This window comes from Marinobacter bohaiensis, from assembly GCF_003258515.1.
Classification (GTDB): Bacteria; Pseudomonadota; Gammaproteobacteria; order Pseudomonadales; family Oleiphilaceae; genus Marinobacter_A; species Marinobacter_A bohaiensis.
Genome location: NZ_QGEH01000003.1, coordinates 22,141 through 37,561 on the forward strand (window position 1 = coordinate 22,141; position 15,421 = coordinate 37,561).

General features: G+C 62.5%; 12 protein-coding genes. 11 read left to right on the plus strand and 1 reads right to left on the minus strand.

Features of this window, described 5'->3' with window-relative positions; all coding sequences use genetic code 11:
* The 9 genes from murD (at position 1) to lpxC (ending at position 10,452) form a co-directional block, all read left to right on the plus strand.
* Positions 1-1,344 (plus strand): UDP-N-acetylmuramoyl-L-alanine--D-glutamate ligase, encoded by a 1,344-nt coding sequence (gene murD / locus DKK67_RS14925; RefSeq protein WP_111497307.1) that lies wholly within the window; start codon positions 1-3, stop codon positions 1,342-1,344.
* Positions 1,341-2,531 (plus strand): putative lipid II flippase FtsW, encoded by a 1,191-nt coding sequence (ftsW, locus tag DKK67_RS14930; RefSeq protein ID WP_111497308.1) that lies wholly within the window; start codon positions 1,341-1,343, stop codon positions 2,529-2,531. The genes murD and ftsW overlap by 4 nt, the downstream gene beginning before the upstream one ends.
* Entirely contained in the window at positions 2,521-3,600 is a 1,080-nt protein-coding gene (murG, locus tag DKK67_RS14935; protein ID WP_111497309.1) for an undecaprenyldiphospho-muramoylpentapeptide beta-N-acetylglucosaminyltransferase, read from the plus strand. Before ftsW ends, murG begins: the two co-directional genes overlap by 11 nt.
* A complete protein-coding gene (gene murC / locus DKK67_RS14940) occupies positions 3,593-5,044 on the plus strand; it encodes a UDP-N-acetylmuramate--L-alanine ligase (protein ID WP_111497310.1) in 1,452 nt (483 codons plus the stop codon). The genes murG and murC overlap by 8 nt, the downstream gene beginning before the upstream one ends.
* Entirely contained in the window at positions 5,041-6,000 is a 960-nt protein-coding gene (locus DKK67_RS14945; RefSeq protein WP_111497311.1) for a D-alanine--D-alanine ligase, read from the plus strand. The genes murC and DKK67_RS14945 overlap by 4 nt, the downstream gene beginning before the upstream one ends.
* Positions 5,993-6,838 (plus strand): cell division protein FtsQ/DivIB, encoded by an 846-nt coding sequence (locus DKK67_RS14950; protein ID WP_111497312.1) that lies wholly within the window; start codon positions 5,993-5,995, stop codon positions 6,836-6,838. Before DKK67_RS14945 ends, DKK67_RS14950 begins: the two co-directional genes overlap by 8 nt.
* A gap of 25 nt (positions 6,839-6,863) precedes the next feature.
* Entirely contained in the window at positions 6,864-8,099 is a 1,236-nt protein-coding gene (ftsA, locus tag DKK67_RS14955; protein ID WP_111497313.1) for a cell division protein FtsA, read from the plus strand.
* 107 nt (positions 8,100-8,206) lie between these two features.
* Positions 8,207-9,364, plus strand: a complete 1,158-nt coding sequence (gene ftsZ, locus DKK67_RS14965) for a cell division protein FtsZ (protein WP_111497314.1) — start codon at positions 8,207-8,209, stop codon at positions 9,362-9,364.
* Between the two features lie 170 nt (positions 9,365-9,534).
* Positions 9,535-10,452: a UDP-3-O-acyl-N-acetylglucosamine deacetylase gene (gene lpxC, locus DKK67_RS14970; RefSeq protein WP_111497315.1), complete on the plus strand. Its 918-nt coding sequence runs from the start codon at positions 9,535-9,537 to the stop codon at positions 10,450-10,452.
* Positions 10,453-10,461: 9 nt separating this feature from the next.
* Here the strand turns inward: lpxC and DKK67_RS14975 are convergent, their stop codons facing one another.
* Positions 10,462-10,908, minus strand: coding sequence for a DciA family protein (locus tag DKK67_RS14975; protein ID WP_111497316.1), 447 nt, complete (start codon positions 10,906-10,908; stop codon positions 10,462-10,464).
* 455 nt (positions 10,909-11,363) lie between these two features.
* Here DKK67_RS14975 and DKK67_RS14980 point away from each other — a divergent pair, with 455 nt between their 5' ends.
* Both DKK67_RS14980 and secA read left to right on the plus strand, forming a co-directional pair.
* On the plus strand, positions 11,364-12,302 hold the full coding sequence (locus tag DKK67_RS14980; RefSeq protein WP_111497317.1) for a M23 family metallopeptidase: 939 nt from the start codon (positions 11,364-11,366) through the stop codon (positions 12,300-12,302).
* 295 nt (positions 12,303-12,597) lie between these two features.
* Positions 12,598-15,351, plus strand: a complete 2,754-nt coding sequence (gene secA, locus DKK67_RS14985) for a preprotein translocase subunit SecA (RefSeq protein ID WP_111497318.1) — start codon at positions 12,598-12,600, stop codon at positions 15,349-15,351.
* Positions 15,352-15,421: the final 70 nt, after the last annotated feature.

Below are 15,421 nucleotides of genomic sequence, written 5' to 3' on the forward strand. Positions count from 1 at the left end.
ATGAGTGTTATCGCTTCAGATCGTCGCACATTGGTAGTCGGGCTCGGTAAGACCGGGCTCTCCTGCGTGCGCTACCTGCATGGGCAGGGGCGGTCTGTCGCCGTGGCCGATTCCCGCGTCGAGCCGCCGGGGCTGGCAGAGCTGCGCGAGCAGTATCCCGACGTCACGGTGAAATGTGGCGATTTCGACCCCGAGTTCTTCGCCGGCTACAACGAGCTGATCGTCAGTCCCGGCCTGAGCGTCGAGACACCGGTGATCGCCCGGGCACGGGAAAGGGGTGCCCAGATCCGGGGCGATATTGACCTCTTCAGCGAGGCGGCCCGGGCGCCTATCGTCGCCATCACCGGCTCCAACGGCAAGACCACCGTCACCACCCTGGTGGGTGAGATGGCGCGGGAAGCCGGCGTCCGGGTGGCGGTCGGTGGCAACATCGGTACACCGGCTCTGGATTTGCTGGCGGACGACGTCGAGCTGTACGTGCTCGAACTGTCCAGTTTCCAGTTGGAGACCACCGGGGAACTGGGCGCCGAGGCGGCGACCATCCTCAATGTCACCGACGATCACATGGATCGTTACCCGACGAAGATGGCCTATTTCCAGGCCAAGCAGCGCATCTACAACGGCTGCCGCAAGGCTGTGATCAATCTGGACGACGCCCTGAGCCAGCCGATGGCCCGGGACAATCTGACGTTCCGCTGCTATGGCGAGCACCGGATCAATCCGGAAACCTTCAGCTTGCGTGAGGATGAGGGGCAGCTCTGGATTACCTACGGCTTCGACAACCTGATTCCCGCCGATGAGCTGAAGCTGATCGGCCGCCACAATCTGCTCAACGTCATGGCGGCGTTGGCCTTGGGCGATTGCGCCGGACTGCCGATGGACGCCATGTTGAAGGCCGCCCGTTCGTTCCGCGGCCTGCCGCATCGCTGTGAGTTCGTGCGCTCGGTCAACGGCGTGGATTACATCAACGATTCCAAGGGCACGAATGTGGGCGCCACCGTTGCCGCACTCGAAAGTCTGGCGCCGGCCGAGGGGCAACTGGTCCTGATCGCCGGCGGCGACGGCAAGGGCGCCGATTTCGGCCCGCTGCGGGATGCCGCCGGCAGGCGCTGCCGCGGTGTCGTGGTCTTCGGCAAGGACGCGGAACGTCTGGAGCAGGCTCTGGACGGTGCGGTCGTGGTGACCCGTGCGGCGGATCTGGCCGAGGCCGTCGATGTCGCGGCGGCCCAGGCCCTTAAGGGTGACCGGGTTCTGCTGTCACCGGCTTGTGCCAGCCTGGACATGTTCCGCAACTATGAGGCGCGCGGGGCAGCCTTTATCGAACGGGTGGAGGCGCTGTCATGAATCGAGCACTGGCCCTCCGTCCCAACGGCTTGTCGCTGCAGCCCTTGCCGCTACTGATCTTTAGCGCGGTCGGCCTGTTGCTGATCGGTGTGGTCATGATCGGCTCTGCCTCTATGGATACCGCGGCCCAGAACACCGGCTCCGCCTTCTATTACCTGGGCCGGCAGTTCGTCTACGCGATCATGGGCGCGTTGCTGTGCCTCGCGGTGGCCAATGTGCCGCTGAGCTGGTGGTCGCGCAGCGGCTGGCTGTTGCTGGGGGTGGGCCTGCTGGTCCTGGCGCTGGTACTGACGCCGCTGGGCCGCACGGTGAACGGGTCGACCCGTTGGATTCCGCTGGGCCTGTTCAACGTGCAGGTATCGGAAGTGGCCAAGATCTGTCTGATCGCATACCTCGCCGGCTACGTGGTGCGTCGTCGGGACGAGCTGGTCAACACCTGGCTGGGGTTCCTCAAGCCGGTCATCGTGCTGGCCATCGCGTCGGTGCTGCTGGTGACCGAGCCGGATTTCGGCGCCACGGTGGTGCTGATGACGGCGGCACTGGGCATGATTTTCCTGTCCGGCGTGCGCCTGAGTCGTTTCCTGCCGCTGATTGCGGTGTGTGTGGCAGTGGGCGCGGCGCTGGTCGTGTTTCAGCCGTACCGGCTGAAACGGGTGGTGTCCTACCTGGATCCCTGGCAGGACCAGTTCGATACCGGTTACCAGCTGACCCAGTCGCTGATCGCTTTCGGGCGCGGCGAGTGGTTTGGCGTCGGGTTGGGCAATTCGGTGCAGAAGCTTTTCTACCTGCCTGAGGCCCACACCGATTTTATCTTCGCCATCATCGCCGAGGAATTCGGTCTGGCCGGATCGCTGGCCATCCTGGCGCTGTTCGGTCTGCTGGTCTGGGTCGGGCTGAAGATTTCCCGGCAGGCGGAGCAGGCGGGAATGCCGTTCGCTTCCTGTTTCGGTTATGGCCTGACGCTGCTGATCGGTCTGCAGGCGGCGATCAATATCGCGGTCAACACCGGGCTGCTGCCCACCAAGGGTTTGACCCTGCCGCTGGTCAGCTACGGTGGCAGCAGCCTGCTGGCCACCTGCGTGTGCATCGGAGTACTGGCACGGATCGAAATGGAACGGCTGGATGCCCTCGAACAGAAGAACGACGGCAAACCGAAGCGAAAGGGGGGCGCCCGTTATGACGACTAAGCGTTTCCTGGTGATGGCCGGCGGTACCGGCGGTCACGTGTTTCCCGCGCTGGCGACGGCCCGGCGTCTGCAGGAGCAGGGGCATGAAGTGTTCTGGCTGGGCTCGAAAGGCGGGATGGAAGAGCGCCTGATCAGCGAGACGGATATCCCCATGGCCACGATTTCGGTCTCCGGCCTGCGAGGTAAGGGCCGTCTGGCGCTGGTAACGGCGCCGTTCCGTCTGGTGCGTGCGCTGGGGCAGGCTTTGGGGATCGTTCGCCGGATCCGTCCCGATTGCGTGATTGGCATGGGTGGTTTCGTCACCGGTCCGGGCGGCATGGCCGCCTGGCTGACCCGCACCCCCCTGCTGGTGCACGAGCAGAACGCCATTGCCGGGATGACTAACCGTATTCTGGCGCGTTTTGCCAAGACGGTCATGGAGGCCTTTCCCGGTAGCTTTGGACAGGACGTGGTGACCCGCTACACCGGCAACCCAGTGCGTGGCGATCTGGCGACGATGGAAGCCCCCGGGCCACGCTTTAACGGCCGGCAGGGGCCGCTACGTCTGCTGGTGCTCGGCGGCAGCCTTGGCGCTCGGGCCATCAACGAAACCGTGCCGCGCGTGCTGGCTCAGTTGGGGGCGGATCGGATGACCGTGCGTCACCAGTGCGGCACGCGCAATCTCGAAGACACCGAAGCCTGCTATCGGGAGGCGGGTGTCGAGGCCAGCCTGGAGCCGTTTATCCAGGATATGGCCGAAGCCTACAGATGGGCAGACGTGGTGCTGTGCCGCGCCGGAGCTCTGACCATCGCGGAACTTTGCGCGGTGGGGCTGGGCGCTATCCTGGTGCCGTTCCCCCACGCCGTTGACGATCACCAGACGCTGAACGGCCAGCAGATGGTACAGGCGGGAGCCGCGATGCTGATCCCGCAGGACAAACTGACTGACGAGGTGCTGGCCGAAACGCTGAGCGGCCTGCTCGATGACCGCAACCAGGTTGTGGCATTGGCGGAAGCCGCGCGGTCCCTGGCCCGCGCCGACGCTACGGAGCGAGTTGTGAACTATTGTCTGGAGGCGGCCCATGGCTGAATCGACCAATCCGCCGCTGGTTTATCAGGTGCCTGAGATGCGCCGTATCCGCCGGATCCACTTCGTGGGCATCGGTGGCGCCGGTATGTGTGGCATTGCCGAAGTCCTGCATAACCAGGGTTACGAGGTTTCCGGCTCGGACCTCAAGGCCGGCGCTGTCACTGAGCGCCTGAAAGGCCTCGGGGTGCAGATCTTCATCGGCCACGAGGCGCAGAACAGTGCCGACGCCGACGTGGTGGTGGTGTCCACCGCCGTTCAGTCGGACAACCCGGAAGTGGCCGCGGCGCGGGAGCGTCGGGTACCGATCGTGCCCCGTGCCGAGATGCTGGCGGAAATCATGCGCTATCGCCACGGCATTGCGGTTGCCGGCACCCACGGCAAGACCACGACGACCAGCCTGATCGCCTCGATCCTGGGCGAGGGCGGTCTGGACCCGACTTTCGTTATTGGCGGCAAGCTCAACAGCGCCGGCACCAATGCCCAATTGGGCGGGTCGCGTTACCTGGTGGCGGAAGCGGACGAGAGCGATGCCTCGTTCCTGCACCTGACGCCGGTGATTTCCGTGGTCACCAACATCGAAGCCGACCACATGCACACCTACGGCAACGACCTGGAGAAGCTGAAGCAGACCTTCGTCGACTTCCTCCACAACCTGCCGTTCTACGGCGTGGCGGTGATGTGCAGTGACGATGCCTACGTGCGCGAAATTACCCCGCGCATCTCACGGGCCATCATCACTTACGGGATCGACGACGAGAGCGCCGACTACCGGGCGGTGGACATCCAGTCCGACGGTTTGCGCACCCACTTCCTGGTCAAGCGCCCGGGTGGCCGGTCCGACCTCAAGGTGTCGCTGCGCATGCCCGGCCGGCACAACGTGCTGAACGCGCTGGCAGCGATTGCGGTCGCCAGTGACGAAGGAGTCGACGACTCGGCCATTACTGCCGGGCTGGCGGGCTTTGCCGGTGTCGGACGCCGTTTCCAGGTGTACGGCGACTACCCGATCGCCGACGGCTCAGTGACGCTGGTGGACGATTACGGCCACCACCCCACGGAAGTCGGCGCGATCATCCGTGCCGCTCGCGAGGCCTGGCCGGACCGGCGGCTGGTCATGCTGTATCAACCGCATCGCTATAGCCGTACCCGGGATCTCTACGAGGATTTCGTCAAGGTGCTGTCCGACGTGGACGCGCTGCTGCTGATGGACGTCTATGCCGCCGGGGAACCCGCCATTCCGGGCGCGGATGGCCGCAGCCTGTGCCGCAGCATCCGCCAGCGGGGCAATGTAGAACCGGTGTTCGTGGAAAAAGACGACGACATCAACCGGTTACTGTCACGCACGCTCAAGGACGGCGATGTCCTGTTTACCCAGGGTGCTGGTGATATCGGCGGGCTGGCTGCACGCCTGTCCAAATCCGGCTTCGTTGGCGGAGGTGGCGCATGAACGCCGTCACCAACTACCAGGCCGATCCGGACCTGCTCAAGGCGCTGGGCCGAGTGGCGGTGCTGATGGGCGGCGATTCGGCGGAACGGGCGGTATCCCTGAAGAGCGGAGAGGCGGTGCTCAATGCGCTGATCGCGGCCGGCGTGGATGCCTATGGCGTCGACGTCCAGGGCAGCCTGCTCGATGTGGTGCGCCCGGGGGATTACGACCGGGTGTTCATCGCCCTGCACGGTCGCGGCGGCGAGGACGGGACGATCCAGGCCATCCTGTCGGAGGCGGGCGTTCCCTATACCGGCAGCGGCGTGATGGCCTCGGCGCTGGCGATGGACAAGCTGCGTACCAAGTACGTGCTGGAAGGGTGCGGATTGAAGACGCCCCGCTTCCGCGCCATGGCCGGCGAGCGGGAGGCCGATGACCTGCTGCGGTCGCTGCGCCTGCCGTTGAGCGTCAAGCCCTCGCGTGAAGGCTCCAGCATCGGTATTCGCAAGGTGACCAGCCGGGACGAGTTGATCGAGGCCTACCGTGTGGCCAGCGAGCACGACCCGCTGGTGCTGGTGGAGGAATGGGTCGAGGGCCCGGAGTTTACGGTGAGCGTCCTGCAGGGACGGGCGCTGCCGGCGATCGGTCTGAGCACCGATCACGTGTTCTATGACTACGACGCCAAGTACCTGAGCAACGACACCCAGTACCGGGTGCCTTGCGGCCTGGCGCCGGATGACGAGCTGCGCCTGCAGCATCTGGCGCTGGACGCGTTCCGGGTGCTGGATTGCCAGACCTGGGGCCGGGTCGATGTCATGCAGGACGATGACGGTGAATTCTGGGTGCTGGAAGTCAACACGGTGCCCGGAATGACGGACCACAGTCTGGTGCCGATGGCGGCCCGCGCTGCCGGCTTCAGTTTCGAGGAGCTGGTGGTCCGCATCCTGTCGGACACGCTGGAGGACGCCGATGCATGACCGACTGAACCTGCGCATGCGCCAGCCCCCAGAGCCGCCCCGGCGGCGGGGAGCGTCATCCCTGGAGCCGGAACGCGAGCGGTTCAATCCGCTGGCGCTGCTCTGGGAATGGCTGCGGGTGCTGCCCTGGGTTCAGTTGTCACTGGGTGCGATGGTGCTGGTGCTGGCGGGGCTGGTGCCCTGGGCTACCGGCGCCGCGCTGAATGCCATGGACCGCCAGATCGTCGACATTCAGGTGGAAGGGGATTTTCAGGGTCTGGACAAGACCCGCCTGCGGGCTGATCTCAAAGGATTGATCGGACGCAGCTTTTTTGCCACGGATCTGGAAGACGTCAAGCGGACCGTGGAGCGTGAGCCCTGGGTTGATTCGGCCGCCGTACGGCGGGTCTGGCCGGACCAGTTGGCCGTCGACATCCGCGAGGAAAAGCCGCTGGCCTACTGGAACGATGACGAGATCATCGGGCATTCGGGGCACGTCTTTGAACCGGCCAACCCGGAGGTGGCAGGCGCACTGCCGCATCTGGCCGGGCCGGATGACCGCATCGACGAAGTCATGGCCCGGGCGCGGCAAATGGCGAAGATGCTGCATGAGCGCAAGATCGGCTTTGCCGGGCTGACGCTGGAAAAACGCGGCGCCTGGACACTGCACATGAGCAACGGCATCGAGGTCGCGCTCGGGCGGGACCACGTCGAGAACCGGTTCGAACGGTTCCTGACGGTATACGAGAAGAAGCTGGTCAGCCGGGCTGACCAGGTGGAACGTATCGACGCGCGCTACACCAATGGCGTGGCGGTGCGCTGGAAGACGCTTGAGAAAGCGCCTGAGAAAAATTCATAGACCATTCATCCGGTGAGTGAAGCACATGTCAGGGGTTGAAACGGAAAACATGATTGTCGGCCTGGATATTGGCACCTCGAAAGTGGTGGCCATTGTCGGCAAGCGCAAACTGGACGGCACGATCGAAATCGTGGGCATCGGTTCGCACCCGTCCCGCGGTCTCAAGCGGGGTGTGGTGGTCAACATCGAAACCACCGTCAACGCCATCCAGCGGGCCGTCGAGGAAGCCGAGCTGATGGCCGGATGCCGTATCCATTCCGTTTACGCGGGTATTGCCGGCAGTCACATCCGCAGTCTCAACTCCCACGGCATCGTGGCGATCCGCGACCGGGAAGTGACCCAGGCGGATATCGACCGGGTGATCGACGCGGCCCAGGCGGTGGCGATTCCAGCCGACCAGAAGGTGCTGCACATTCTGCCCCAGGAGTTCGTCATCGATAACCAGGAGGGCATCAAGGAACCCCTGGGTATGTCGGGTGTCCGTCTGGAGGCCAAGGTTCACCTGGTGACCTGCGCCGTGAACGCCGCCCAGAACATCGAGAAGTGCGTGCGACGCTGCGGTCTGGATGTGGACGACGTGATCCTGGAGCAACTGGCGTCCAGCCATGCCGTGTTGGTCGAGGACGAGAAGGAACTGGGCGTATGCGTGGTCGACATCGGTGGCGGGACGACCGATATCGCGGTCTTCACCGGTGGGGCCATCCGTCACACCGCCGTGATCCCCATCGCCGGCGACCAGGTGACCAATGACATCGCCATGGCCCTGCGCACGCCGACGCAGAACGCTGAGGAAATCAAGATCAAGTATGCCTGCGCGCTGACGCAACTGGCCGGTGCCGACGAGACCATCAAGGTTCCCAGCGTCGGCGAGCGGGCGCCGCGGGATCTCTCGCGCCAGGCGTTGGCCGAAGTGGTCGAGCCGCGCTACGAGGAACTTTTCACGCTGGTTCAGGCCGAACTGCGCCGCTCCGGTTTCGAAGAGATGATCCCCGCCGGCATCGTGATCACCGGCGGCTCATCCACCATGGAAGGCGTGGTGGAGCTGGCCGAGGAAATATTTCACATGCCGGTACGGCTGGCCTCGCCGCAGGCCGTGTCCGGTATGACCGATGTAGTCAATAACCCGATCTATGCCACGGGGGTTGGGTTGTTGATACACGGGTTCCGCCAGATGGACCTGGGTAAGGGACCCGTGCTCAAGCAGGAGGATGCCCCCTCGCTGTTTGAGCGCATGAAGAACTGGTTCACAGGGAATTTCTGAGAACCGGTCACCCGTGGCCGGGCCGGTAACGCCGGCCAACACAAACGAAGGTCTCTCGAAAAATACCGGTCAGCGAAGGCCGGAACGAAAACGAAGGAGTAGGGGAAATGTTCGAACTTGTCGATAATGTTCAGCAAAACGCGGTTATAAAAGTCATTGGTGTCGGTGGTGGTGGCGGCAACGCCGTACGTCACATGCTGACCAGCGACATCGAGGGTGTGGATTTTATCTGCGCCAATACCGATGCCCAGGCGCTCGCCGATATGGGCGCCAAGCAGGTCATTCAACTTGGAGGCAACATCACCAAGGGCCTGGGTGCCGGTGCCAACCCCGAAGTGGGGCGCCAGTCGGCTCTGGAAGACCGCGACCGTATCGCCGAAGCGCTGCAGGGCGCTGATATGGTCTTTATTACCGCCGGTATGGGTGGCGGTACCGGGACGGGCGCCGCGCCGATTGTGGCGGAAGTGGCCCGTGAACTGGGTATCCTTACCGTTGCCGTCGTGACCAAGCCGTTTACCTTCGAGGGCGGCAAGCGCATGACCGTGGCCGAGGCGGGCCTGAAAGACCTGGAAGACAGCGTCGACTCGCTGATTACGATTCCTAACGAAAAACTGCTTGCTGTTATGGGCAAGAAGACTAGTCTTCTCGATGCTTTTGCAGCCGCTAACGACGTGTTGCTGGGCGCCGTTCAGGGCATTGCCGACCTGATCACCCGCAACGGTATGATCAACGTCGACTTTGCCGACGTGAAAACCGTCATGTCGGAAATGGGCATGGCCATGATGGGCACGGCCCGGGCCACCGGAGAAAACCGCGCCCGCGAAGCCGCCGAAGCCGCCGTTCGCAGCCCGCTGCTGGAAGACATCAACCTGCAGGGCGCCAAGGGTATCCTGGTTAACATTACTGCAGGTATGGACCTCAACCTGGGCGAATTTTCCGAAGTGGGCGACATTGTCCGCGAATTTGCCTCTGACGCCGCGACCGTGGTTGTCGGCACCGTGATCGACCCCGAAATGACCGATGAGCTGAAGGTGACTGTGGTCGCCACCGGTTTGGGCGGTGATCGCGAGAAACCGACCAAAGTGGTGGACAACACAAGGACACTGGACGGCAAGACAGACTATCACCAGCTGGATCGCCCGGCCGTACTGCGCCGCCGAGCTGTTGCCAATGGCAACGTGGCGGTTGACCAGGAGCGTGAAGGGGATGAGCAGAGTGTCGACTATCTCGATATTCCCGCATTCCTGCGTCGCCAGGCTGACTGATAAACTGTCTCAATAGGGATTCGGGATAGAATAGAGAGAATCTAGAAAGGTCATAGCCATAGCCTAGTGTTATTAAAGGCTGGTTAAATGGTGTTCAGTTGGTCTTTCTGGTAAGCTGCGCGCAGTTTTTACCCGAATGATAGATAACTTTTGTGACGGATTTTTGTACGATGATTAGACAACGTACGCTTAAAAACACCATCCGTGCGACCGGGGTCGGTTTGCACTCGGGTGAGAAAGTCTATCTGACGCTCAAGCCTGCGCCGGTTGATACTGGAATCGTATTTCGGAGAACGGACCTGGATCCGGTTGCCGAGATCAAGGCGTACGCTGAAAACGTCGGTGAAACGATGCTGTCCACGACGCTGGTCAAGGACGGTGTCCGGGTTGCCACTGTTGAGCACCTGTTGTCCGCGATGGCCGGGCTGGGCATCGACAACTGTTATGTCGAGCTGAGTGCCGCCGAAGTACCCATCATGGACGGCAGTGCTGGTCCTTTCGTCTTCCTTCTGCAGTCGGCGGGCATTGCCGAGCAGGACGCGGCGAAGCGCTTTATCCGCATCAAGCGGGAAGTAAGCGTCGAGGACGGCGACAAGAAGGCGACGTTCCTGCCGTTCGAGGGCTTCAAGGTCAGCTTCGGCATCGACTTCGATCATCCGGTCTTCAAGGGCCGCGCCCAGTACGCCACGGTCGACTTTTCCAGCACGTCCTTCGTGAAGGAAGTCAGTCGTGCCCGGACTTTCGGGTTCGTGCGTGATATCGAGAAGTTGCGCTCCATGAATCTGGCGCTGGGTGGCAGTGTTGACAACGCGATCGTCGTTGACGACTACAAAATCCTGAACGAAGACGGCTTGCGTTACGAAGATGAGTTCGTCAAGCACAAGGTTCTGGACGCCATTGGCGACCTGTACCAGCTGGGCAACAGCCTGATCGGTGAGTTCCGTGGACTGAAGTCCGGGCACGACCTGAACAACAGGCTGCTGCGTAAACTGCTGGCGGAAGAGGATGCGTGGGAAGTGGTGACCTTCGACGACGAAGCCACGGCTCCGATTTCCTACCTCAAGCCGGTACTCGTGGCACAGGGCTGAGCAGGACGCTCAGTCCTTGACGTGACGAGACAGTTTTTCGAGAACTTCGCGTAAACCTTCGTCCTTCGTATGCCCGGCCTCCTGATCCAGGAGCCGGGCATTTTCTTTGCTCAAGGCTTCCTTCTGGTACACCGGCTTCCGCTTGGGGCGGGGCGGTGCCACCTTCACTTTCAGGCGCCAGGCGTGCTGGAAGTCCGGTTCCTTCCGCAGCACCTCGAGAATTTCACGCTGACGCAGACGAAGCTGACTGGCGGTCATGCTGCTTTCCGCAGACAGGGCCAGGTCGCCGTCGTGATAGCTGAGGAACCGGCAGTGGTTCCGCAGGTTGTCCGGCAGCGCGTGAAGCACGACTTGCTCGGCTCGCCGGTGCACTTCCGCATGGGCGAGTAAACGGCGCAGGTTCGGGGGGTGCCGGGTATCGCTGGGTTCCAGGGAAAGGTTGGTCTTGCGTCTCATCAGTGTCCAGCCGGTTGTCGTGAGCTCGATGTCCGTGGTCGCGGGTCGCTTGTGTATTGTAAGGCCACAGGAACTCGACGTCGCCCGTTACGATTGGTTACTATTTGGCACGGTTTGTGGATGCAGCCCTGTATTAAACTGGCTGTAATCTTGGGGATAACTTTTCATGGCCCGCTTTTCCCGGGGGTGACGAGTGTTGTCATCCTGCCCGAAGAGGGTGTTCCAAAGGTGTCGCAGCAAAACGGCGGAGTGATGACAAGCGCTGGAGCAGTGGGCATGCCGTCGCTTTTGCAACACCCTTCGACGAGTGGATTGACGGAGCGAAAGCCGTCCAGTGGATGATAGCACCGCGGCTATGCTCTGCAATCCGGATATGGACGTCCGGCAGGATTGTTGATGATCACCATGCGGCTCAGGGCGTGAGCCGGGTGGTTCCGATAAGTGATCGTGTAACTATGAACATTATTTTCGTCGGCAAGAATCCGGGCAAGTCCCGTTCGGTTCGGCTTAATATGCCGGTTGTAGCGTGTCTGCTGGTGCTGACGAGCGCTGTCATCGGTGGCGTTGGCTGGGCGGGTTACCAGCTTGGTGCCGTTGCGCCCGAGCCCGTGGCCTACGGTGCGTCGCCGTCGTTGATCCGGAATTGGGAGGCGCGCATCCATGAGCAGGCCGATGCCCTGACCCGTGTGCGTGAAACCACCGGTCAGCAGGTCGATGCCCTGACCCTGCGCCTGGGCCAGATGCAGGGTCGCCTGCTGCGCCTGGATGCCCTGGGCCAGCGGCTCGTTGAATCCGCGCATCTGGACAACGGCGAATTCGATTTTGATCAGGCCCCGGCTGTTGGTGGTCCGGAGGAACCTGGTGACGGGGAAAGCTACGGTGCCCCGGAACTGAGCGCCATGATCGACCAGCTCGACGAACGTATCGGCGACCGCGAACAGCAATTGCGCCTGCTCGACCAGCTCCTGTCCCAGGAGCGCATCGAGGACGAACGCTTTGTGGCCGGTCGGCCCATTACCTGGGGCTGGCTGTCTTCCCGTTATGGCTATCGTTCAGATCCCTTCACCGGCAAACGCACGTGGCACGACGGCGTTGACCTGGCCGGTAAGGAAGGCAGCGACATCATTGCCGTGGCGGCCGGCGTCGTCACCTGGGCCGGGGATCGTTATGGTTACGGTAATCTGGTGGAGATCGACCACGGTGATGGCCTGGTGACCCGTTACGGTCACTGCAAGACCGTCAAGGTCAAGGTCGGCGACGTGGTCCAGAAAGGCCAGTTGATTGCCCTGATGGGAAGCACCGGGCGCTCGACAGGCCCGCATGTGCACTTCGAGGTGAGGCGCAACGGCAAGAGCCAGAACCCGGAAGACTACATCAAACGTGCCAGCCGATAGCGGCTGCACAACAAAGCCACTTCGGGATACCGCAAGTGGCTTTTTTTTGGCTGATTGGCCGACCCAAAGCGGCCAGACGGCCCGGGTCACGCGGGAAACCGGACCTACCTTTCGCCTTCAAAACAAATAAGGTTAGAATGCCGTTCTTGTATGGCATGTCCGGGATGGCTCCCCATGTCCCACCGTACCGCGGTGCGGTGTCTTCAACGATGCCTTTCCCCGGTGGGGATATCCTGAGAATGGCAGGCGCCGCCGCCCCGGTGGCGTATTTCGTTAATCAAAGAAGCAGTGGTCTATGTTCACGAAGCTCGCAACCAAGATGTTCGGCAGCAAGAATGCCAGGGAAATTAAGCGGATGCGCAAGGTCGTCTCCAGCATCAACGATCTGGAAGAGTCCTTTACCGCGCTTTCCGATGCCGAACTGCAAGGCAAGACCGCGGAATTCCGCCGGCGCCTGGACGAAGGCGAGACGCTGGACCAACTGCTGCCGGAAGCCTTTGCCACCGTGCGTGAGGCCGGTCGGCGTGTCATGGGCATGCGCCACTTCGATGTTCAGTTGATTGGTGGTATCACCCTGCATGAAGGCCACATCGCCGAGATGAAGACCGGTGAGGGTAAAACCCTGGTGGCGACCGCTTCCGTCTACCTGAACGCGCTGCCCGGCGAAGGTGTGCACGTGGTCACGGTGAATGACTACCTGGCCTCGCGGGACGCCGAGTGGATGGGCCAGCTGTACCGCTTCCTGGGTCTGCAGGTGGGTGTGATCGTGGCCGGACAGGACGGCCAGTCCAAGCGCGAGGCCTACGCGGCCGACATCACCTATGGCACCAACAACGAATTCGGTTTCGACTATCTGCGCGACAACATGGCCTTCAGCACCGCTGACAAGGTCCAGCGCGGGCTGAACTACGCCATTGTCGATGAAGTGGACTCCATCCTGATCGACGAAGCGCGGACGCCGCTGATCATCTCCGGCGCCGCGGAGGACAGCTCCAAACTGTATCTTGCGGTCAACACCCTGGTGCCGAGCCTGGACATGGGCGAGCCGGTGGAAGAGGGTGAACCCACCGGTGATTTCACCATCGACGAGAAGAGCCGTCAGGTGGAGCTGACCGAGGCCGGCCACGAGAAGGTCGAACAGCTGCTGATCGACAAGGGCCTGCTGGAAGAGGGCGACAGCCTTTATTCCGCCACCAACCTGAGCCTGTTGCACCATGTGCATTCCGCCCTGCGGGCGCATCACCTGTTCCAGCGCGACATCGACTACATTGTCCAGGGTGGCCAGGTGGTCATCGTCGACGAACACACCGGCCGGACCATGCCGGGCCGTCGCTGGAGCGAGGGGCTGCACCAGGCCATCGAAGCCAAGGAAGGGGTCAAGATCCAGGCCGAGAGCCAGACCCTGGCCTCCACCACCTTCCAGAACTATTTCCGCCTGTACAACAAGCTGGCGGGCATGACCGGCACCGCCGATACCGAAGCTTTCGAGTTCCGTCAGATCTATGGCCTCGACGTGGTGGTCATTCCACCTAACCGGCCGATCCAGCGCATCGACTACAACGATCTGGTGTATCTGACCCAGGAAGAGAAGTACCAGGCCATCATCGACGAAATCAAGGACGTGACCGGCGAAGGTCGCCCGGTGCTGGTGGGGACCGGCTCCATCGAGGCGTCCGAGTTGCTGTCGATGCTGCTGCGCAAGGCCAAGATCGACCACCAGGTCCTCAACGCCAAGCAGCACGAGCGCGAGGCCCACGTGATCGCCCAGGCGGGCCGCCCCGGCGCGGTGACCATCGCCACCAACATGGCCGGCCGCGGCACTGACATCGTGCTCGGCGGCAACTGGGAAACGGAAGTGGCGGAATTGGACAATCCGTCCGAGGAGCAGATCGCCAAGATCAAGGCCGAGTGGACCGAAACCCACAACAAGGTACTGGAGGCCGGCGGTCTCCACATTGTCGGTACCGAACGCCACGAATCCCGCCGCATCGACAACCAGCTGCGGGGCCGTGCCGGCCGCCAGGGGGATCCGGGCTCGTCCCGTTTCTTCCTGTCGCTGGAAGATAACCTGATGCGGATCTTCGCACCGGATCGCGTCAAGAACATCATGCAGGCGATGGGCATGAAGAAGGGCGAGGCCATCGAGCACCGCATGGTCACCAACGCCATCGAGAAGTCCCAACGCAAGGTCGAGGGTCGCAACTTCGACATGCGCAAGACGCTGCTGGAATACGACGATGTGGCCAACGACCAGCGCAGCGTAATCTACGAGCAGCGCAACGAGATCATGGCGTCCGAGGACATCAGCGAGCTGGTGCAGACCGTCCGCGCCGACGTGGTGGACAACCTGATCAGCGACTACATTCCGCCGCAGAGCATGCCCGAACAGTGGGACATTGCCGGTCTGGAAGCGCAGTTGCAGTCCGAGATGGCCATCGAGCTGCCGATCCAGCAGTGGCTGGACGAGGACGACCGTCTTTACGAGGAAAGTCTGCGCGAGCGGATCCTCGACGAAGTGGTCAAGGTCTACCAGGAAAAAGAAGCGGTGGCCGGGGCCGAGGCCATGCGCAACTTCGAGAAGCAGGTCTTCCTGCAGGTGCTCGACACCCTGTGGAAGGAGCATCTGTCCAACATGGATCATCTGCGCCGGGGTATTCACCTGCGTGGCTACGCCCAGAAGAACCCGAAGCAGGAATACAAGCGCGAGGCCTTCAACCTGTTTGAGAACATGCTGGATGCGATGAAGCGCGATGTGGCGCGCATCCTGTGCCATGTGCGGGTCCAGGGTGAGCAGGAAATGGAAGAAATCGAGCGTCGCCGTCGCGAGGAGCTGGAGCGCCAGATGGCGGCCGCCAACCTCAAGCATGACGAAGCCAGTGCGACGGCCCAGGCCAGCGGTGACACCCCGGGCGGCGACGGCGAGCCAGGCGGCCAGCCCCGCCCACAGCCGGAAACCTTCGTGCGCAATGAGCGCAAGGTGGGGCGTAACGAGCCGTGTCCCTGTGGGTCCGGCAAGAAGTACAAGCAGTGTCACGGCAAGGTGGCCTGAGGCCACTTTCGGGCCCGCGCCAGCAGCGTCGCGATTGACGGCGGCCCGGGCGGGAAGTGCGCATGACACC